21 protein-coding genes are annotated in these 17,702 nt (G+C 58.8%); 14 read left to right on the top strand and 7 right to left on the bottom strand.

Annotated features, from left to right (window positions below):
- Positions 1-22: 22 nt before the first annotated feature.
- Both ACR0CE_RS01800 and ACR0CE_RS01805 read right to left on the bottom strand, forming a co-directional pair.
- On the bottom strand, positions 23-799 hold the full coding sequence (locus tag ACR0CE_RS01800) for an extensin-like domain-containing protein (protein ID WP_480485389.1): 777 nt from the start codon (positions 797-799) through the stop codon (positions 23-25).
- Positions 800-889: 90 nt separating this feature from the next.
- A complete protein-coding gene (locus ACR0CE_RS01805) occupies positions 890-1,309 on the bottom strand; it encodes a cupin domain-containing protein (RefSeq protein ID WP_480830665.1) in 420 nt (139 codons plus the stop codon).
- A gap of 85 nt (positions 1,310-1,394) precedes the next feature.
- On the opposite strand from ACR0CE_RS01805, the gene ACR0CE_RS01810 reads away from it, so the two are divergent.
- From ACR0CE_RS01810 to ACR0CE_RS01840, 7 genes are all read left to right on the top strand, one after another.
- On the top strand, positions 1,395-2,813 hold the full coding sequence (locus ACR0CE_RS01810; RefSeq protein WP_480830667.1) for a protein adenylyltransferase SelO: 1,419 nt from the start codon (positions 1,395-1,397) through the stop codon (positions 2,811-2,813).
- Between the two features lie 296 nt (positions 2,814-3,109).
- Positions 3,110-3,814 carry an endonuclease/exonuclease/phosphatase family protein gene (locus ACR0CE_RS01815; RefSeq protein ID WP_267364547.1) on the top strand — a complete coding sequence of 235 codons (705 nt, stop codon included), beginning with the start codon at positions 3,110-3,112 and terminating at the stop codon, positions 3,812-3,814.
- 83 nt (positions 3,815-3,897) lie between these two features.
- Complete coding sequence (locus ACR0CE_RS01820) at positions 3,898-4,311, top strand: Fur family transcriptional regulator (RefSeq protein WP_209503686.1); 414 nt, start codon at positions 3,898-3,900, stop codon at positions 4,309-4,311.
- Positions 4,312-4,446: 135 nt separating this feature from the next.
- Positions 4,447-5,325, top strand: a complete 879-nt coding sequence (locus ACR0CE_RS01825; RefSeq protein ID WP_480830668.1) for a DMT family transporter — start codon at positions 4,447-4,449, stop codon at positions 5,323-5,325.
- Between the two features lie 136 nt (positions 5,326-5,461).
- Complete coding sequence (eno, locus tag ACR0CE_RS01830; RefSeq protein ID WP_480830670.1) at positions 5,462-6,739, top strand: phosphopyruvate hydratase; 1,278 nt, start codon at positions 5,462-5,464, stop codon at positions 6,737-6,739.
- Between the two features lie 48 nt (positions 6,740-6,787).
- Complete coding sequence (locus ACR0CE_RS01835) at positions 6,788-7,327, top strand: GNAT family N-acetyltransferase (RefSeq protein WP_480830672.1); 540 nt, start codon at positions 6,788-6,790, stop codon at positions 7,325-7,327.
- 140 nt (positions 7,328-7,467) lie between these two features.
- The gene (locus tag ACR0CE_RS01840) at positions 7,468-7,632 is read left to right on the top strand and encodes a hypothetical protein (protein WP_209596625.1); all 165 of its coding nucleotides are present in this window, start codon (positions 7,468-7,470) and stop codon (positions 7,630-7,632) included.
- Here ACR0CE_RS01840 and ACR0CE_RS01845 read toward each other — a convergent pair.
- From ACR0CE_RS01845 to mazG, 3 genes are read right to left on the bottom strand one after another with little or no spacing between them, the layout of a single operon-like run.
- Positions 7,629-8,078, bottom strand: a complete 450-nt coding sequence (locus ACR0CE_RS01845; RefSeq protein ID WP_480830673.1) for a GNAT family N-acetyltransferase — start codon at positions 8,076-8,078, stop codon at positions 7,629-7,631. The two genes, ACR0CE_RS01840 and ACR0CE_RS01845, sit on opposite strands and share 4 nt — an antisense overlap.
- Positions 8,075-9,016 (bottom strand): nucleoside hydrolase, encoded by a 942-nt coding sequence (locus ACR0CE_RS01850; protein ID WP_480830675.1) that lies wholly within the window; start codon positions 9,014-9,016, stop codon positions 8,075-8,077. The genes ACR0CE_RS01845 and ACR0CE_RS01850 overlap by 4 nt, the downstream gene beginning before the upstream one ends.
- Before the next feature lie 54 nt (positions 9,017-9,070).
- Positions 9,071-9,937, bottom strand: coding sequence for a nucleoside triphosphate pyrophosphohydrolase (gene mazG / locus ACR0CE_RS01855; RefSeq protein ID WP_267364570.1), 867 nt, complete (start codon positions 9,935-9,937; stop codon positions 9,071-9,073).
- A 66-nt stretch (positions 9,938-10,003) separates the two neighbouring features.
- On the opposite strand from mazG, the gene ACR0CE_RS01860 reads away from it, so the two are divergent.
- From ACR0CE_RS01860 to ACR0CE_RS01875, 4 genes are all read left to right on the top strand, one after another.
- Positions 10,004-11,167 carry a M20 aminoacylase family protein gene (locus ACR0CE_RS01860; RefSeq protein WP_209503692.1) on the top strand — a complete coding sequence of 388 codons (1,164 nt, stop codon included), beginning with the start codon at positions 10,004-10,006 and terminating at the stop codon, positions 11,165-11,167.
- A 30-nt stretch (positions 11,168-11,197) separates the two neighbouring features.
- Complete coding sequence (gene speB, locus ACR0CE_RS01865) at positions 11,198-12,172, top strand: agmatinase (RefSeq protein WP_480480570.1); 975 nt, start codon at positions 11,198-11,200, stop codon at positions 12,170-12,172.
- Positions 12,173-12,261: 89 nt separating this feature from the next.
- Positions 12,262-13,209 (top strand): agmatinase, encoded by a 948-nt coding sequence (speB, locus tag ACR0CE_RS01870; protein WP_480830677.1) that lies wholly within the window; start codon positions 12,262-12,264, stop codon positions 13,207-13,209.
- 65 nt (positions 13,210-13,274) lie between these two features.
- Positions 13,275-13,676, top strand: coding sequence for a DUF1499 domain-containing protein (locus tag ACR0CE_RS01875; RefSeq protein WP_480830679.1), 402 nt, complete (start codon positions 13,275-13,277; stop codon positions 13,674-13,676).
- Between the two features lie 15 nt (positions 13,677-13,691).
- Here ACR0CE_RS01875 and ACR0CE_RS01880 read toward each other — a convergent pair whose 3' ends face one another.
- Positions 13,692-13,973 (bottom strand): hypothetical protein, encoded by a 282-nt coding sequence (locus tag ACR0CE_RS01880; protein ID WP_480480576.1) that lies wholly within the window; start codon positions 13,971-13,973, stop codon positions 13,692-13,694.
- A gap of 62 nt (positions 13,974-14,035) precedes the next feature.
- On the opposite strand from ACR0CE_RS01880, the gene prfA reads away from it, so the two are divergent.
- From prfA to ACR0CE_RS01895, 3 genes are all read left to right on the top strand, one after another.
- Complete coding sequence (gene prfA, locus ACR0CE_RS01885; protein ID WP_480831204.1) at positions 14,036-15,091, top strand: peptide chain release factor 1; 1,056 nt, start codon at positions 14,036-14,038, stop codon at positions 15,089-15,091.
- On the top strand, positions 15,088-15,933 hold the full coding sequence (gene prmC, locus ACR0CE_RS01890; protein ID WP_480485398.1) for a peptide chain release factor N(5)-glutamine methyltransferase: 846 nt from the start codon (positions 15,088-15,090) through the stop codon (positions 15,931-15,933). The genes prfA and prmC overlap by 4 nt, the downstream gene beginning before the upstream one ends.
- A 239-nt stretch (positions 15,934-16,172) precedes the next feature.
- A complete protein-coding gene (locus ACR0CE_RS01895) occupies positions 16,173-16,766 on the top strand; it encodes a DUF4167 domain-containing protein (protein WP_267364566.1) in 594 nt (197 codons plus the stop codon).
- A gap of 55 nt (positions 16,767-16,821) precedes the next feature.
- Here ACR0CE_RS01895 and rsmA read toward each other — a convergent pair whose 3' ends face one another.
- Positions 16,822-17,664, bottom strand: coding sequence for a 16S rRNA (adenine(1518)-N(6)/adenine(1519)-N(6))-dimethyltransferase RsmA (gene rsmA, locus ACR0CE_RS01900; RefSeq protein ID WP_480485400.1), 843 nt, complete (start codon positions 17,662-17,664; stop codon positions 16,822-16,824).
- Between the last annotated feature and the right edge of the window lie 38 nt (positions 17,665-17,702).

A 17,702-nucleotide genomic window follows, 5' to 3' on the forward strand; every position in this document is an offset into this window, starting at 1 on the left:
CATACAGGTAACGGCTAACGCGTTATCGACACACAGGCTTGCCACTGCGACGGGCTGTGTCGAAGTGAAAATGCCCTTTGTGATACCGGTCAGCATCAGGACCAAGAACAGTTCCAAACAGGCCACAGGCTCCGCTGTGCAACTCTCGTAACACGGTGCTTTGATCGGTGTCGCTCCATCCGTTCTGAACGGTGATCTGCGTTCCGTCCTGCAACACGAAGGTCGAGATATCGATGGCCCGACCTCGCGCATGTTCGGAGATGCGCGCATAGGGCTGGTTGTTCTGCGTCTTGCAGGCATAGTGGCCAACAACGCGCATCCCCTTGAGCCCACCACCCAGTTCGGCGAAGGCGGGTTTGGCGACGTTTTCGATCCACGTTTTCAGCGTAACGGCTGTCTGACAGTCCATCAGCGAGAACTGGCTGAGCGCAATGTCCGAAATTCTGTAAATCCGGACCGGGTTGGCGATGCCGCAACCTTGCGCTTTTCCAGCCAAAGACGCGCGGGTTTCGCCCAAGATGGTCCAGTCACCACAGACCGCCCCGCGGTCACGCATACGCTGGCGACCCACTTCAAACTGGCGGAACTTGCAAGGGCGCAGCGCAGGGCGTTTCGAGATCAGCACCGCAGGTTCGACAGTCGCGGCAGGTTCTTTGTGTTCGGTTGCGACTTCCTCCTCCAGATCGGGCAGCGCCAATTCGGATGAAAGGGGGGATTCTGCACAGGCGATCTCGGCGTTTGCAAGACCGGTGTTTGCGAACAGAAGCAGAAGGACCAGAAAGATGTGTTTCACAATCACCCGATGCTCCGATACCTGCGGTTGCGTTTACAGAATGATAAATGCGTAACTTTCTGTAAACTCACCTTTTCAGAGCATTCCAAGATCAGCTTATCCACGCGGGATATCAAACCCAGGTTCTGCCAGTTGGAATCCATCGAACTGAAATCCGGGAGACACTGTACAGCTGACCAGCGTGTAATCACCGGTGCTGCGTGCGGCCTGCCAATGGCCGGTGGGAACAATCAGTTGCGGTGCGCCCCGAGACAAATCGGGCGACAGCACATGGTCGGCCGCCGGACCCTTGTCTGTTGCGCTCAAGGACAGAATCAGTGGCGCGCCCGCGTGATAGAGCCAGATCTCGGTCGCGTCGACCCGGTGCCAGTGGCTGCTTTCCCCCGCCTGCAGCAAGAAGTAGATGCAGGTGCCGGTCGGGCGGCCGTTGTTCTCGGCGCGCCAGGTTTCCGCGTACCAGCCGCCCTCGGGGTGAGGTTGCAGGTTCAGGCGGTCGATGATCTCTTGTGCGGTCATGTGGCCCTCGTGTGTTTGACGCGATTATGCACGGCAAGGTGTGATCCGCTATGGTATTCGTGCGCACGGGGAATATGTTTGCCGCATGACACTGACCATTCCATTCGATAACTCATATGCCCGCCTGCCGGACGCGTTTTTTGCGCGACAGAAACCGGCGCCTGTACGCGCGCCCAAGCTGATCGCGTTCAATGATGATCTGGCACGGCTGTTGCAGGTCCATCCAGGCGACGTGCAAGAGATGGCGGAAGCCTTTGCAGGTAATCGCATCCCCAATGGTGCGGACCCCATCGCGCAGCTTTATTCCGGGCATCAGTTTGGCCAGTACAACCCGCAGCTTGGGGACGGGCGCGCGGTGCTGTTGGGCGAAACTGTCGGAACGGATGGTGTGCGGCGGGATGTTCAGCTGAAAGGCTCGGGCCCGACGCCGTTTTCACGTAGGGGCGACGGCAGGGCGTGGCTGGGTCCGGTTCTGCGCGAATACGTGGTGTCCGAGGCGATGCACGCGCTGGGCATCCCCACAACACGCGCGCTGGCGGCGGTAGAGACCGGTGAAACCGTGTTCCGGGAGGGTCCGATGCCCGGTGGGGTGCTAACCCGGGTTGCAACCAGCCATTTGCGAGTAGGTACCTTTCAGGTCTTTGCTGCTCGGGGGCAGTTGGACAATCTGCGGTGCCTGACAGACTACGCCATCGCGCGCCACTTTCCCGGGGCCGAAGGGCCAATGGGCCTGTTGCGGGCTGTACGGGATGCGCAGGCTCGGCTGATCGCGCAGTGGATGAGCGTGGGCTTTATCCATGGGGTCATGAACACCGACAATTGCTCGATCGCGGGTGAGACCATCGATTATGGCCCCTGTGCCTTCATGGACGTTTATCACCCCAATACGGTCTACAGCTCGATAGATCGGATGGGCCGTTATGCCTATTCCAACCAGCCAGATATAGCAGTGTGGAATCTGGCGCAGCTGGCAACTTCACTGATCCAGCAGATGGACAACAAGGACGCCGCTGTTGAGGAGGCGACCGAGATCGTGCATGCCATGCCGGACCTGCTGCAACAGAACTGGTTGACCCGGTTCCGGGCAAAGGTCGGACTGACGACCGCTGAAGAAGGCGATCAGGCGCTGATCACCGATCTGCTAAAACGCATGGCCGAGGGGCAGGCTGATTTCACCAACACCTTCCGTGCGCTGGGCAAAGATACCACGCGCGATCAGTTTATCGACCCGCAGGCCTTTGACAGCTGGGCAGAGGGCTGGCGTGCGCGTTTGGCGCGTGAGGCGTCACCGGATGAAGTGATGACCGCAGCGAACCCGGCCTATATTCCGCGCAATCACCGTGTCGAGCAGATGATCCAATCAGCGGTGGCGGGGGATTACCAGCCGTTCCATCGGCTGAACGCCGTCCTCGCGCGGCCTTACGACGATCAGGCAGATGCGGACGATCTGAAACGGCCCCCGACCGATAACGAGGTCGTGCACGCCACGTTCTGTGGTACGTGACGGTCAAACATCTCTGGTAGTCGCTCGGTGCGGTATGGTTTCGCGGGGAGGGGCGAATTGTTTTGTCCGGTCTAAATCGGTGTTGGATGCGCTGAAACTGCGGCACTTCCGTTCTGCCGCTCCCGGATGAAATGAGGGGAAATCCATTTGTTTCTGGCCGCGTCACGTGCCGGGTTTTTAAGCGATATACCATTCCAAGGCGACTTCCCCGGTTGCCGTTGCTGCGAAGTGAAACTGAAGGGTTGCGTCCGGCGGCAGGCGTGTCACTTTGGGTCAAGCCCACTGGTCAGATCTATATGCAGTCATCTTCCACCCTTCGCATTGCCAGCTATAACATTCAGAAATGCCTCGGGCTGGATTTCCGGCGCCAGCCGCAGCGCATTTTGCAGGTCATCGAACATATGCAGGCCGATATCGTTGTGTTGCAGGAGGCCGACAAACGTCTGCCGCCGCGACCGGCGGCCCTGCCGCATTTCATGCTGGATGAAGCGGGGTGGCAGATCGTCGATCTGGGCGGTGCCGGCAGTCTGGGCTGGCATGGCAACGCGGTGATCTGGCGTGGCGAGGGCCTTTCGGTCCGGCGGACCGGACATCACGAATTGCCCGGGCTTGAACCGCGCGGCGCGGTCCGTGTCGAATTTGATACCCATATCGGGCCGTTGCGGGTGATGGGTATGCATCTGGGGCTGTTGCCTGCATCGCGACGTCAGCAGATCTCGCATATCAGGCGGTTTGATAAAGAGCTGGAGCAGATGCCGACTGTCTGGGCGGGGGATTTCAACGAATGGTCCCGACAGCCGATTCTGGATCACCTCGCGCCGGAAATGCGTTTCCTGCCCCCCAAGCCAAGTTTTCCCGCGGCGCAGCCGCTGGGCGCGCTGGATCGGATCGCGCTGGGCGCGGGCGTCAGGGCCACTGCGCATGGTGTCCATGACGCGCGCCCCGCACATATCGCATCGGATCATTTGCCGGTTTGGGCTGATTTGGCGCGCGTGGCTTAACTTCAACGGAAAAGAAGAAATCCCTGTGGCGCAAAGTGCGCAGACATACTAAGACAGACACCCGAGCAATTCTGAGGGGCATCATGTCGGAAACGATTATTGGACGTTGTGAGGCCAAAGGTCTGCGCATGACCGGTCAAAGAAGGATCATCGCGCAGGTATTGGAACAAAGCGACGACCATCCGGATGTCGAAGAACTGTACGCGCGTGCTTCTGCCATCGACACAGGCATCTCGATTGCGACGGTGTATCGTACGGTCAAACTGTTCGAAGAGGCCGGTATTCTGGAGCGTCTGGAGTTCGGCGATGGGCGGGCCCGTTACGAGGATGCCGAGCGCGATCACCACGATCACCTGATCGACATGCAGTCGGGCGAGGTCATCGAATTTGTCGATCCCGAGATCGAAGCCCTGCAGGAAAAGATCGCCGCCAAGCTTGGGTACAAGCTGAAAGGGCATCGGCTGGAACTGTACGGCGTACCGCTCAAGCAGGAGTGATCCATCACAAATCGCGAACGGCCCCACCACGTTAATTCATTGAACGTTTCGGGAATTGGCTTGCCAGACGTCGCCGGTTGCGGTTCATGTGCCCGGACACTGCACCCCAAGTACCCTTTTCCTGTGGACGCGCGCATGAATAACGTAAACGGCATCCTTTTGCTGATCGGCTCGATGGCGGCCTTTTCGCTTGAGGATATGTTCATCAAGTTCCTGTCGGGCGCTGTGCCGACCGGTCAGATCATGGTGTGTCTGGGTGTGTTCTGCGGGCTTGTCTTTGCGGTGATGTCGGTGGTCACCCGCAAACGCATCTTCGATCCCGTGGCGTGGAAACTGCTGCCGATGCTACGCGCAGGGACAGAAGGATTCGGTGCCGTGACCTTTGTCACCGCGCTGTCGCTGATCGATCTGTCCACTGTCGCCGCCGTGTTTCAAGCCATGCCGCTTGCCGTGACCATGGGCGCGGCCCTGTTTCTGGGAGAGCAGGTCGGCTGGCGCCGCTGGAGCGCCATTGGTGTCGGCTTTGTCGGTGTTCTGATGATCATTCGCCCCGGATTGGAAGGGTTTCAGCCAGATTCACTGTTTGTCGTTCTGACCGTGTTTGCGATTGCGGCGCGTGATCTGATAACGCGCAAGCTGGATGTTCGGGTGGCCTCATCGGTTGTGGCGATGCAGGCGTATATCGCAGTGGCGCTGGCCGGGTTGCTGTTGATGGTTGTTTCAGGAACACCCTTCGTGCCGGTACAAAGCGGCCAGGCAGGGCCGTATTTGGGGGCGATCGGTTTTGGTGTTCTAGGGTATTACGGCATCGTCACGGCCATGCGGGTTGGCGAGGCTTCGGCCATGATGCCGTTTCGCTACACGCGTCTGGTGTTTTCGATCCTTGCCGGAATGCTGATGTTCGGTGAACGCCCGGATGCACTGACAATGGCTGGGGCGAGCCTGATCATCGGATCTGGCCTGTATACCTTTATCCGCGAGCGACGTCTGGCGCGCAATCTGGTCCCGGTGTGAACCTGTTGGCGCAAACAGCAAACTGTTAGCCCTAAAGGTCGGTAAATATGCGTGTTAGCGATAACGGAACCGGTTTACTTTTGGTCGGTTGCTGCTATGACGCGTGCAACCGACTGCAGCCATAGGGACAGACCTCATGAGCACCATCATTGACATCCACGCGCGCGAAATTCTGGACAGCCGGGGCAACCCGACGGTCGAGGTCGACGTGATTCTGGAAGACGGCACCATGGGCCGCGCCGCCGTACCGTCCGGTGCGTCCACCGGCGCACATGAAGCCGTTGAAAAACGCGACGGCGACAAATCCCGCTATATGGGCAAAGGGGTTCTGGAAGCCGTGGCCGCCGTGAATGGTGAGATCGCCGAGGAATTGGTGGGCTTTGACGCGACAGAACAAGTGGCCATCGATCAGGCGATGATTGAACTGGACGGAACCAATAACAAAGGCCGTCTGGGTGCCAACGCCATTCTGGGCGTGTCGCTGGCCACAGCAAAGGCAGCAGCCGATTTCACCACGCAGCCCCTTTATCGCTACGTCGGCGGCACCTCGGCCCGCGTGCTGCCGGTGCCGATGATGAATATCATCAATGGCGGCGAACACGCTGACAACCCGATCGACATTCAGGAATTCATGATCATGCCAACCTCGGCTGCGAATATTCGCGAAGCCGTGCGCATGGGGTCCGAAGTGTTCCACACCCTGAAGAAAGAGCTGTCGGCTGCCGGTCTGGCCACCGGTGTCGGTGACGAGGGCGGTTTTGCCCCGAACATCGCCAGTACCCGCGAGGCGCTGGATTTCATCCTGAAGTCCATTGAAAAGGCGGGCTACAAACCGGGAGAAGAAATCCACCTGGCCTTGGATTGCGCGGCGACCGAGTATTACAAGGACGGCAAATACGTTCTGGCGGGCGAGGGGATCACCCTGACGTCCGAGGAAAACGCAGCCTATCTGGCGGCGCTGGTCAATGACTATCCGATCATCTCGATCGAAGACGGCATGTCCGAGGATGACTGGGACGGCTGGAAAGCCTTGACCGACGCCATCGGCGACAAGGTGCAGCTGGTGGGCGACGACCTGTTTGTGACCAATCCGGCGCGCTTGGCCGAAGGCATCAAGCGCGGCTGCGCGAACTCGATGCTGGTCAAGGTGAACCAGATCGGATCGCTGACTGAAACCCTGCGCGCCGTCGATATGGCGCACCGTGCGCGTTACACAAACGTGATGTCGCACCGTTCGGGCGAGACCGAGGATGCCACCATTGCTGATCTGGCGGTGGCGACCAATTGCGGTCAGATCAAAACTGGCTCGCTGGCGCGGTCGGACCGGTTGGCCAAATACAACCAGTTGATCCGCATCGAGGAATCACTGGGCGAGGTTGCGGAATACGCAGGCGCGTCGATCCTTCGCAAGTAACGCGCGTGGTGCTAGGCTGACCCCCGGGTTTAATCCGGGGGTCGCATTGTGCTGAACATCATCGAACCGGAAACGCCGGACCAGTTTGAAGCGGTTCGGCGTTTGTGTTGGGATTACAGGGATTTCCTGCTCGCACTGGATGAAAGAACCGCCCAGATCGTTCGGGCCTTCTACCCAAGCGAAAAATACACCCGTGTAATGGACAACATCGACGCGGAACACACGCCGCCGAACGGTGGGATCAAACTGGCATTACTGCATGGGGAACCGGTCGGCTGCGGCATGTTTCACACGTACGAGCCTGGTGTGGCTGAAATCAAACGCGTATTTGTAACTGACGCAGCAAGGGGGACCGGCGCAGGCTGTGCCATCATGCTTTCGCTGATCGAAATGTGTCGAGATCTTGGGTTCGACTATATTCGAATGGACACCGGCAAACCCCTGGAAGCGGCGACTCGGTTATACCTGTCTTTGGGCTTTCACCTGCGCGACGCCTATTACCAAACTCCTGAAATCGCACGTGACCACCTGCTTTTTTTCGAGATGCCGCTATTTGAGAATGACACGCGCGGGCCTGAGAAAAGTTAGAGTTTTCAGGGATATATCCGTCTGTTTTGGAGGTTTTTGACAATAAAAATGTGGCTTATCTATTCTTATGTGTGAACTTGTTACTTATCACGTCCACACCGAATGCCGTAGTTTGTCTTCATCGCAGAAAGGAGACCACGATGTCTGTATCCAAATTCCTTCTGATAATCGCCACAGCGTCCATCACAGTATTGTCCGCCTGCGCGGGTCCAGGAACGTATCCGATAACCGGAGAACAGGTTTCGTCGAATGACCCGGTTCAGGACATGAACCCGGCTAATATCTTCCGTGGCGAGTCGCGCTAAAGTACCTTGCTCATCAGCATATAGCTGTCGCGTTGTCTGAACCCCGTGCGCAGATAGAGTTTTTGGGCAGTTTCATTGTTTCGGTCGACTTCCAAGTGAAGAGCCATCAGGCCTGCCCCGGCAAGAGCTTTGGGCAGGTCCAAAAGAACTTCGGTGGCGATGCCGCGGCCCCGAACGGCGGGACGTATATAGATCTCGTCCACGAAACCGTCCATGCCGCCGAACTCGACTGACCAGCCAAAGGTCAGGACGATATATCCCAAAGGCGCGCGCCCGGGTCCGATCAGATAGACACAGCCATGAGGGATGCCATCCAGCATGGGGGCGAGGGCATTGCGTGTCTTGTCGGCGTCCTGTGTCAGCCCGGCCTCGGTATGAAAGGCGGTGACCAGCGTCATAAGGCGATCCAGATCTTCGGGGCGCGCAAGGCGGAGGGCGGCGCTCATAATCTGGCCAGCCTTTCTGTCAGCAAGGTGAAAAAGCCGTCAGCGTCGATTTCCCCCATGAACAACGCATTTGGTGCGCGGTTGGTGACACCCCACCAATCCGCAACGGTCATGCCCAGGGTAAGGTCGGACCCTGTTTCAATCTCAACATTCACCCGGCGACCCGAAAACAGCTCGGGGCGGATCAGATAGGCGGTGACGCAAGGGTCGTGCAGGGGGGCGCCTGCGCTGCCGTATTTCTCTTTGTCGAAGCGTTCAAAGAAATCCGTCATCTCGGCCACGGCATGTCCAACCTTGCTGTCCAATGCGCGGAACGCGTCGTTTCGTGATTTGGTCACCAGCGCTTTGTGTGTGACATCCAATGGCATGACAACGATTGGCCTTCCGGATTTAAAAACGATATCAGCAGCTTCTGGGTCGACATAGATGTTGAATTCAGCGGTGGGGGTGATGTTGCCGACTTCGAAATATGCCCCACCCATCAAGACGATTTCCTGCACGCGGTCGATAATATCGGGGGCTTTGCGAAATGCAGTCGCGATGTTTGTCAGCGGCCCCAGTGGACACAGGGTCACCGTCCCAGATTCTTCAGAGCGCAGGGTGTCGATGATGAAGTCCACAGCGTGACCTTCAGCCAAGGGCATCTGCGGATCCGGCAGGACCGGGCCATCCAGCCCGGTTTTTCCGTGCACATGTTCTGCGGTTACAAGCGGGCGGTTCAGCGGTTTGTCGCAGCCCGCATAAACCGGCACATCCGTACGTCCGGCCAATTCACAAACGATTCGGGCGTTCTTGGCCGTAAGGGCGAGTGGGACGTTACCCGCGACGGCCGTGATACCCAGAACCTCGATCTCGTCCGGGCTGGCCAGCGCCAACAGTATGGCGACGGCGTCATCCTGTCCGGGATCGGTGTCGATGATGATCTTGCGAGGGGGCATTGGCGTCTCCGGGGGTCGTGAAGGTGGGACACTCGCAAGTGTCGGATCGCTTGTCTACCCGTTTCTGGTCGCCGCCAGTGCATCCGCCGGCGGGAGTTTGCCGTTGGCGCGATGCTCTTCCGTTTTGACCTCGTCCCAAAGCGCATCCATCTCGGCCAGATCGCTTTGCGTGGGGGTCTTGCCCCGTTCGGCCAGCCGGGCTTCGACCTTTTCAAAGCGACGGGTGAACTTGGCATTGGTGCGACGCAGGGCGGCTTCGGGTTCGATGCCAAGATGACGGCCCAGATTGACCATCACGAACAGCAGATCGCCGAACTCGTCTTCCAGCGCGTCGGCATCCATTTTGTCGCGCGCCTCTTCCAGTTCGGCCGCTTCTTCGGTGATCTTGGCCAGCACATGGCTGGCGTCAGGCCAGTCGAACCCCACTCGAGCGGCACGTTTTTGCAGCTTATGCGCGCGCAACAGGGCGGGCAGGTTTGCAGCCACACCGTCCAGTGCACCTTTTTGTTCTTTGCCCGCCCGCTCGGCGGCTTTGATGGCTTCCCAATCTTTGGTTTGCTGGTCGGCCGACTTGTCGCGGGATTCATCGCCAAACACATGCGGATGGCGGCTGACCATCTTGTCGGACATGGTGCGCACCACGTCCTGAAAGGTGAAATGTCCTGCTTCTTCTGCCATTTGGGCGTGAAACACGGATTGGAACAGCAAATCCCCCAGCTCTCCCTTAAGCTCGTCATAGGCTTCGCGTTCGATGGCGTCAGCGACCTCATAGGCCTCTTCGATCGTATAGGGGGCGATGGTCGCGAAATCCTGTTCGATGTCCCACGGGCAGCCAGATTGCGGATCGCGCAGGCGGCGCATGATTTCCAGCAGCCGTTCGATACCTGCATTGCTGTCATGGATCAGAGGATTTTCAGCCATTGCGAACCCTTTCATTCCGGTGTCAGATGCATCCATTCCGCAGTCCCGATCAGGAGTCCACCCCAGATGCCCGTCGTCAACCGAATTGCCGATTTCTCTGCCGACATGACCAGATGGCGCCAGTATCTGCATACCATCCCCGAGTTGGAATTCGAATGCCATGAAACGGCAGCCTTTGTGGCCGAACGTCTGCGTGAGTTCGGGGTTGATGAGTTGCATGAGGGGATCGCAAAGACCGGGATGGTCGCGATCATCAACGGGCAGGGCGACGGGCCGACGATTGGCTTGCGCGCCGATATGGATGCGTTGCCAATTACCGAGGAAACGGGCGTTGACTATGCCTCTCAGAACCCCGGAAAGATGCATGCCTGCGGCCATGACGGGCATACTACCATGCTACTGGGCGCGGCACGTTATCTGGCCGAGACGCGAAATTTCAGCGGTCGCGTGGCGCTGATCTTTCAACCCGCCGAGGAAGATGGCGGTGGTGCTGGCGTGATGGTCGAAGAAGGCATCATGGACAGGTTCGACATCTCGCAGGTCTATGCGCTGCACAACGCGCCGGGATTTGCCGAAGGGACATTCTATACAACGCCGGGGCCGATCATGGCGGCTGTCGATACTTTCGAAGTGCATATTCAGGGTGTTGGCGGTCACGGTGCGATGCCGCATGAAACCCGTGATCCGGTTATGGCGGCCTGTGGGATTGCGCAGGCCATTCAGACCATTGTCAGCCGCAACCATTATGCGCTGGATGATCTTGTCGTCTCGGTCACGCAGATCCACACCGGCACGGTCAACAACGTGATCCCGGATACGGCCTATATCAACGGTACCGTTCGAACATTCGACCCGAACGTCCAGCAGATGGTGATGCGGCGCATGGCCGAGATTGTCGAGGGGCAGGCCAAATCCTATGGGGTCGAGGCGCGATTGGAATACAATGTCGATTACCCAGCCACCATCAATGATGCCGAAAAGGCGGGCTTTGCGACCGAGGTGGCGCGTGAAATATCCGGTGACGACCGGGTCACCGGCAATACCGGGCGCGAGATGGGGGCCGAGGATTTCTCGTACATGCTGCAAAAGCGCCCCGGTGCTTATTTGTTCCTTGGGCAGGGCGAAGGCGCAGGGCTGCATCATCCGAAATACAACTTTAACGACGAAATCGCGCCGGTGGGCGCGTCGTTTTTCGCGCGGATCGTGGAAAAAGCGCAGCCGTTGAGCTGATAAAGGTTCGGGAAAGGGACTACAGAAGACATGGCACTGGAAGACGCAAGAAACCAGGTGGATGAGGCATTCACCAATCCGGACCTCAAGGGGTTGTCTTATGAAAATACGTTCGGCGGGGCGACGTCTTTTCTGCGGCGGCTTTACACCAAGAACCTGAAGGGAGTGGACATCGCCGTTACTGGCGTGCCGTTTGATCAGGCGGTTACAAACCGGCCCGGCACGCGCCTTGGCCCGCGGGCGATCCGTGAGGCCAGCGCACTTCAGTCGCCCGATGCGCCTTATGGCTGGCCCTTTGATGCGCTGAGTGAACTGGCGATCGTGGATTATGGCGATATGGCTTATGATTACGCCAATATCCCGGCCTTTCCCGACACGCTGACCGACCACATCCGAACCATTCTGGCTGCTGATGTGGCGTCGGTTGCGCTGGGTGGCGATCACTATATCAGCTTTCCGATCCTCAAGGCCTATGCCGAGAAATTCGGGCCAATGTCCCTGCTGCAATTCGATGCGCATACCGACACATGGGCCGATGATGACATGTCCCGCGTGGATCACGGGACAATGTTCTACAAGGCTGTAAAGTCGGGTATTGTCGATCCGAAACGCTCGGTCCAGGTGGGTATTCGCACGACGAATGAGGATACGCTGGGCGTGAACATCATTGATGCGCGCGAGGTTTATGAATCGGGACCAGCTGCTGTGGCTGAGAAGATCAAGAACATTCTTGGTGACAGCCCCGTTTACCTCAGCTTTGACATCGACGGTCTTGACCCGGCTTTTGCCCCTGGTACGGGCACGCCAGTCTGGGGTGGGTTAAGCTCGATTCAGGCGCAAATCATCCTGCGCGACATTGCCGGGATCAATATCAAGGGCGGGGACGTTGTCGAAGTATCGCCACCCTTTGATACATCCGGTGCGACAGCGATTGCTGGGGCCCATGTGGCGACGCAGATCATTTGCCTGTTGGGGTGGAACAAGCTGGATAAAGCAGATGGGTAAACCCGCAAGGGTTCACGTTAACCAACAGTTAGCCATGCTTAAGGTATGTGCTGGATCAAGTGACGAACAGGGACGGGACCATTACGCACATGACCGAATTCAACCAACCACTTAGCGGGAATGATCTGGCGCGGTTTTCCGGGCCGAACACATTCATGCGCCTGCCGCAGGCCTCCTCGCTTGAGGGGTTGGATGTGGCGGTGCTGGGGGTGCCGATGGATATCGGCACGTCGTGGCGGTCGGGCACGCGCTTTGGCCCCAAGCAGATCCGCGGCGAAAGCGCGATGATCCGGCCCTATAACATGGCCACCAGAGCGGCCCCGTTCGACAGCTTGCAGATAGCCGATATTGGGGATCTGGCGATCAACACCTTCTCGCTTGCAGACAGCCTCAGGATCATCAAGGAAAGCTATGACGCCATTTTGGCGAAAGGCGTGATCCCTGTGGCGATGGGGGGCGATCATTCGATCACCCTGCCGATCCTGCGAGCCATCAGGGCAAAACACGGTCCCGTGGCGCTGGTGCATGTGGATGCCCATGCCGATGTGAATGACGAGATGTTCGGTGAACGCGAAACCCACGGCACCGTTTTCCGCCGCGCCTATGAAGAGGGGTTGATTGTTCCCGACAAGACGTTCCAGATCGGCATTCGGGGCTCGGGTTATGCAGCCTCGGATTTTACCGAAGCCAAGGACTGGGGCTTCCGCCAGTTCCCCGCATGGGAGCTATGGCAGCAGAATCTGACCCAGATCGGATCGCAGGTTCGCAAGATCATTGGGGACCACCCGGTTTACATCTCGTATGACATCGACAGCCTTGATCCCGCATACGCTCCGGGCACCGGCACGCCGGAAATCGCAGGGCTGACGACACCGCAAGCGCTGCAACTGATCCATGCCCTGCATGGGGTAAACGTAGTGGGATGCGATCTGGTCGAAGTTTCACCCCCTTATGATCCATCGGGCAACACTGCACTGACAGCAGCCAACCTGATCTATGAGATGCTGTGCATCCTGCCGGGTGTGACGTCGCGGTAAGACGCGGTGGAATGTCTTGCCGCCGGTTTTGCTCCGCTTAGGGTTCACAAAAGGGATGGAGCGGGATGAAAAAGATGGCTTTGTGGGCAGTGGTTGCGCTTGTGGTTGGGGCGGGCGCCTATGTCCGGCTGGCACCGTCAGACCCTGCGCGGTGGCACGTCGCTTTGGTTTCGCCCGAAAGCCAGAACTTGCCGGGTGGTGCGTTGCGCGTTGTTGAAACCGGTCCCGACGGGTTGCAGCGTCTTGATGAGATTGCCCAAGCCACGCCGCGCACCACGGTTTTGGCGGGTTCGGTCAGTGAGGGCATGATCACCTATGTTACCCGCACGAAATGGATCGGCTTTCCCGACTACACCACGGTACAGCAGGACGGAGACATCTTGCGCATCCATGGCCGTTTGCGGTTCGGTCGCAGGGATTTCGGTGTGAACAAGGCGCGGGTCGATGGGTGGTTGGCACAATTCTAGTCGTTGCGCAAACGGTCAGGACGCATCGTCCAGATCTATGGGGTCGAAAGGCTCACTCTGTAATTTGGACGACAAACACCCCTCCTGAACCTCGCGCCACATGGGAACGTTAAGGGACATCTGGCATTGCGCGGTGAACATGCGTCCGTCGACCTGAAGGCAGATCATCTCACCCAGTTCGATGCGAGACCCGGATGTGTCGGTGCAATAGCAATCCCGCGTCTTGCCGTCAGGGCCGATGTAATCGGCGAGGGCAGGCGTGGTTGTCAGCAGCAGAGCAAGTAAAACCCGTTTCATGGCCGCGAGCTTAGCATGACGTTGCCCTTGACCAAAGCCCCCGGATGAGAGACACCGCCGGGATGATCCCCAAAGAACGTCTTGAACAGATCACCCAGCGTTTTCAGTACCTCGAAGCTGCCATGGCCGATGGCGCGTCGGGTGGTGATATTGCGGCGCTGGCCAAAGAATATTCCGACCTCAAGCCTGTGGTCGATCAGATCATGGCCTGGCGACAGCTGGTGGGGGATCTGGCCGAAGCGCAGGCGATGCTGACTGACCCGGACATGAAAGAGCTTGCCGAGGAGGAAATCCCCGAGTTGCAGGCCCGCATCCCCAAGGCGGAAAACGCGCTCCAACTGGCATTGTTGCCAAAGGATGCGGCAGATGCCCGTCCGGCGATGCTGGAAATTCGCCCTGGCACCGGCGGGGACGAGGCCGCTTTGTTCGCAAGCGACCTGTTGCGCATGTATCAGCGTTACGCCGAGGCGCGTGGCTGGAAATTCGAGATTATCGAAGAGCAGGCCTCGGATCTGGGCGGCATCAAGGAAGTAGTAGCCCATATCAAAGGCGACAACGTCTTTGCGCGACTGAAGTACGAATCCGGCGTCCATCGGGTGCAACGCGTGCCCGAAACCGAAAGCGGCGGGCGCATTCACACCTCGGCGGCGACTGTGGCGGTTCTGCCCGAGGCCGAGGATGTAGACATCCAGATCGACGCCAATGATATCCGAATCGATACGATGCGAAGCTCGGGCGCGGGCGGACAGCACGTGAACACGACTGACTCGGCTGTGCGGATCACGCATCTTCCGACGGGATTGGTGGTGACAAGTTCCGAAAAGTCCCAGCATCGCAACCGCGAGATCGCCATGCAGGTTCTGAAGACGCGCTTGTACGATCTGGAGCGGCAGCGGATTGACAGTGAACGCTCGGCAGATCGTGCCAGTCAGGTTGGCTCGGGGGATCGCTCGGAACGCATTCGTACTTATAACTTCCCGCAGGGGCGCATGACCGACCACCGGATCAACCTGACGCTATATAAGCTGGATCAGGTGATGCAGGGTGATCTGGACGAGGTGATTGATGCGTTGACGGCGGATGATCAGGCCCGGCTGTTGGCCGAGATGGCACAATGACAGGTCTGCAAACAGCGGCACAGGCGATGGTGGCGGCGACAGCGCGTCTGCGTGCGGCCGGTGTGGACGATCCGGCACGCGACGCGCGTCTGTTGCTGGCCCATGCTGCACGGATTGAAGCCAGCCGTGTGACATTGATTGCCCCGGAAGAATTACAGCCCGAAATCGCCGAGCGTTATGACCAGTTGATCTCCTTGCGGGCCATCCGGGTTCCGGTGTCGCATCTGTTGGGTGAGCGGGAGTTCTACGGCCGCAGGTTCCGCGTCAGCCGGGATGTCCTTGATCCGCGCCCGGAAACTGAAACCCTGATCGAAGCAGCGTTGAGCGAACCATTTGATCATGTCCTCGACCTAGGGCTGGGCTCGGGGTGTATCCTGATAACCCTTCTGGCCGAACGCAGCAGTGCCACGGGCGTGGGTGTTGATCTGAGCGAAGCCGCCTGCCTGCAAGCCAGTGCCAATGCGGTTCAGCATCAGGTAGAGACGCGGATTGAGATCCTTCGATCAAACTGGTTCGAAAACATTGAAGACAAATTCGACCTGATTGTTTCCAACCCTCCGTATATCTCAGTGTGTGAGATGGAAGAACTGTCGCCCGAAGTGCGTGAGCACGAGCCGCGCATGGCCCTGACGGATGAGGGGGACGGGTTGGGCGCGTATCGTCGGATCGCGGCGGCGACCCCGGATTTTCTGTTGGCGGGCGGGCGAATTCTTGTCGAAATCGGTCCGACGCAGGCGGCAAAAGTGTCAGCCTTGTTCGATGCCGCTGGGTTGGTGGACGTCCGGGTAATCCCCGATCTTGACGGTCGCGATCGTGTCGTCGGCGCAAGAATGCCGGGATGAGCGGCGGGTTTGCGGCAAAAAACGCCGACCTGTAGAAAAAAGCTGGTGAAAATCCGAGATTCCTCTTGTCTGCGCCGTCAGGACATGCTTACTCAGGATTAGTCGGCGAGGTTGACGCTGTTGCAGCGCACCCCTGACGCCAAGCCCAAAAAGTCGACTTCCCGTCACGGCAAACGCCTTAGAGCAGTGCAAAACACGGGTTGAGCGACAGCGCATTGATAAGGCTGACGTAAAGTAAGATGAGATCTTCCAAACCCCGTTCGCGGGCCAAGAATAACCGCAATCGTCCTTCTGGCGGCAACGTCGTAAACCGGGTTTTTGACAGCTCGGGTCCCGAAGGCAAGGTCCGTGGCACGCCGCAGCAGATTATTGATAAATACAACCAGTTGGCACGTGACGCTCAGCTGTCGAATGACCGCGTGGCGGCAGAAAACTTCCAGCAACACGCGGAACACTACCTGCGGATGCTGAGCGAAGCGCAGCGCGAGATTGACGCGCGCCGTGAAGAGCAGGAGCGCCAGAACCGCGAACGCCAGGCCGAGCGCGACCGTGAACGTGCCGAACGTCAGGAACGCGAAGCGACCCGCCAGGCTGATCCGGCCGAAGCACCGCAGCCTGATGTAATGGACCTGTCTCAGCAAGTTTCAGAGCCCGATAGCGGTCTGGTGGAGACCCCGGAAAACAAAGAAACCCCGGCGGCTGAAACACCGGAAGAGGCTCCGCGCAAGGAAAAACCCGCGCGTAAGCCACGCGCCCGGAAGCCCAAAGCTGCGCCCGAGGCAAAAGAGGATGCTCCTGCCGACACGGGGGACGCACCGGAGGCGGCAGAATAAAGCCGATGTCAAAAGAACCAAGCCCCGAGGTTTAACTCGGGGCTTTTTCGTTTGATCAGGTTTTCTTAACTTCGCGCGCCAAAGCGCAGAACGCTTCCAGCGGGACTTGCTCGGCACGGTCCGTGGGCTTGATACCTGCGGCCAGAAGGCGGTCTTCGATATCCGGGGCAATGCCTTTGAGTGAGGCGCGCAGCATCTTGCGGCGTTGGTTGAAGGCGGCAGCCACGACGCGCGACAGGGTGGCGGCATCGGCGGGATAGCGTGGCTCGGGCAAGGCGGTCAGGTGGACCACGGCGCTTGAAACCTTGGGCGGCGGAGTGAAGGCCCCGGGGGGAAGCAACATGGCGATACGTGCCTCTGCCCGCCATTGGGCAAGGATGGCAAGGCGTCCATAGGCTTTGCTGCCGGGTTGGGCAACAATACGCTCGGCCACTTCGCGTTGGAACATCAGCGTCAGGCTCTGCCAGAATGGGGGCCATTCGGGCGGTGTCAGCCAACGCACCAGCAGCTCGGTGCCGACATTGTAGGGCAGGTTGGCGGCGACGCGGATTGGCGGTGTCAGATATTCAAGCGGGTTGATCTCCAGTGCGTCGCCGTTGATCACCTCAAGCCGACCCGGATACGCGGCGGCGATGTCGTTCAGGGCGGCAATGCACCGTGTATCTTTTTCGACGGCCACGACCTTGCGCGCGCCTTCGGACAGCAGGCCTCGTGTCAACCCACCGGGACCGGGGCCGATTTCAAGCACATCGCATTCTGACAAATCGCCGGCTTGTCGGGCGATCTTGGCAGTCAGGTTCAGATCCAACAGGAAATTCTGCCCCAGCGATTTGCGCGCCGAAAGCTGGTGGGTTGCGATGACCTCGCGCAGAGGGGGAAGCGTGTCTATAGCGCTCATGATCGGAATACCTTGGCGCCTGTGAAAGGGGCTGTGCC

The organism is Ruegeria sp. L11 (genome assembly GCF_056531755.1).

Coding starts and splice junctions, on each gene's coding strand:
- ACR0CE_RS01805 (WP_480830665.1), bottom strand. CDS start 1,309: ATGACCGCACAAGAGATCATCGACCGCCTGAACCTGCAACCTCACCCC.
- ACR0CE_RS01810 (WP_480830667.1), top strand. CDS start 1,395: ATGACACTGACCATTCCATTCGATAACTCATATGCCCGCCTGCCGGAC.
- ACR0CE_RS01815 (WP_267364547.1), top strand. CDS start 3,110: ATGCAGTCATCTTCCACCCTTCGCATTGCCAGCTATAACATTCAGAAA.
- ACR0CE_RS01820 (WP_209503686.1), top strand. CDS start 3,898: ATGTCGGAAACGATTATTGGACGTTGTGAGGCCAAAGGTCTGCGCATG.
- ACR0CE_RS01825 (WP_480830668.1), top strand. CDS start 4,447: ATGAATAACGTAAACGGCATCCTTTTGCTGATCGGCTCGATGGCGGCC.
- eno (WP_480830670.1), top strand. CDS start 5,462: ATGAGCACCATCATTGACATCCACGCGCGCGAAATTCTGGACAGCCGG.
- ACR0CE_RS01840 (WP_209596625.1), top strand. CDS start 7,468: ATGTCTGTATCCAAATTCCTTCTGATAATCGCCACAGCGTCCATCACA.
- ACR0CE_RS01845 (WP_480830673.1), bottom strand. CDS start 8,078: ATGAGCGCCGCCCTCCGCCTTGCGCGCCCCGAAGATCTGGATCGCCTT.
- ACR0CE_RS01850 (WP_480830675.1), bottom strand. CDS start 9,016: ATGCCCCCTCGCAAGATCATCATCGACACCGATCCCGGACAGGATGAC.
- mazG (WP_267364570.1), bottom strand. CDS start 9,937: ATGGCTGAAAATCCTCTGATCCATGACAGCAATGCAGGTATCGAACGG.
- ACR0CE_RS01860 (WP_209503692.1), top strand. CDS start 10,004: ATGCCCGTCGTCAACCGAATTGCCGATTTCTCTGCCGACATGACCAGA.
- speB (WP_480480570.1), top strand. CDS start 11,198: ATGGCACTGGAAGACGCAAGAAACCAGGTGGATGAGGCATTCACCAAT.
- speB (WP_480830677.1), top strand. CDS start 12,262: ATGACCGAATTCAACCAACCACTTAGCGGGAATGATCTGGCGCGGTTT.
- ACR0CE_RS01875 (WP_480830679.1), top strand. CDS start 13,275: ATGAAAAAGATGGCTTTGTGGGCAGTGGTTGCGCTTGTGGTTGGGGCG.
- ACR0CE_RS01880 (WP_480480576.1), bottom strand. CDS start 13,973: ATGAAACGGGTTTTACTTGCTCTGCTGCTGACAACCACGCCTGCCCTC.
- prfA (WP_480831204.1), top strand. CDS start 14,036: ATGATCCCCAAAGAACGTCTTGAACAGATCACCCAGCGTTTTCAGTAC.
- prmC (WP_480485398.1), top strand. CDS start 15,088: ATGACAGGTCTGCAAACAGCGGCACAGGCGATGGTGGCGGCGACAGCG.
- ACR0CE_RS01895 (WP_267364566.1), top strand. CDS start 16,173: ATGAGATCTTCCAAACCCCGTTCGCGGGCCAAGAATAACCGCAATCGT.
- rsmA (WP_480485400.1), bottom strand. CDS start 17,664: ATGAGCGCTATAGACACGCTTCCCCCTCTGCGCGAGGTCATCGCAACC.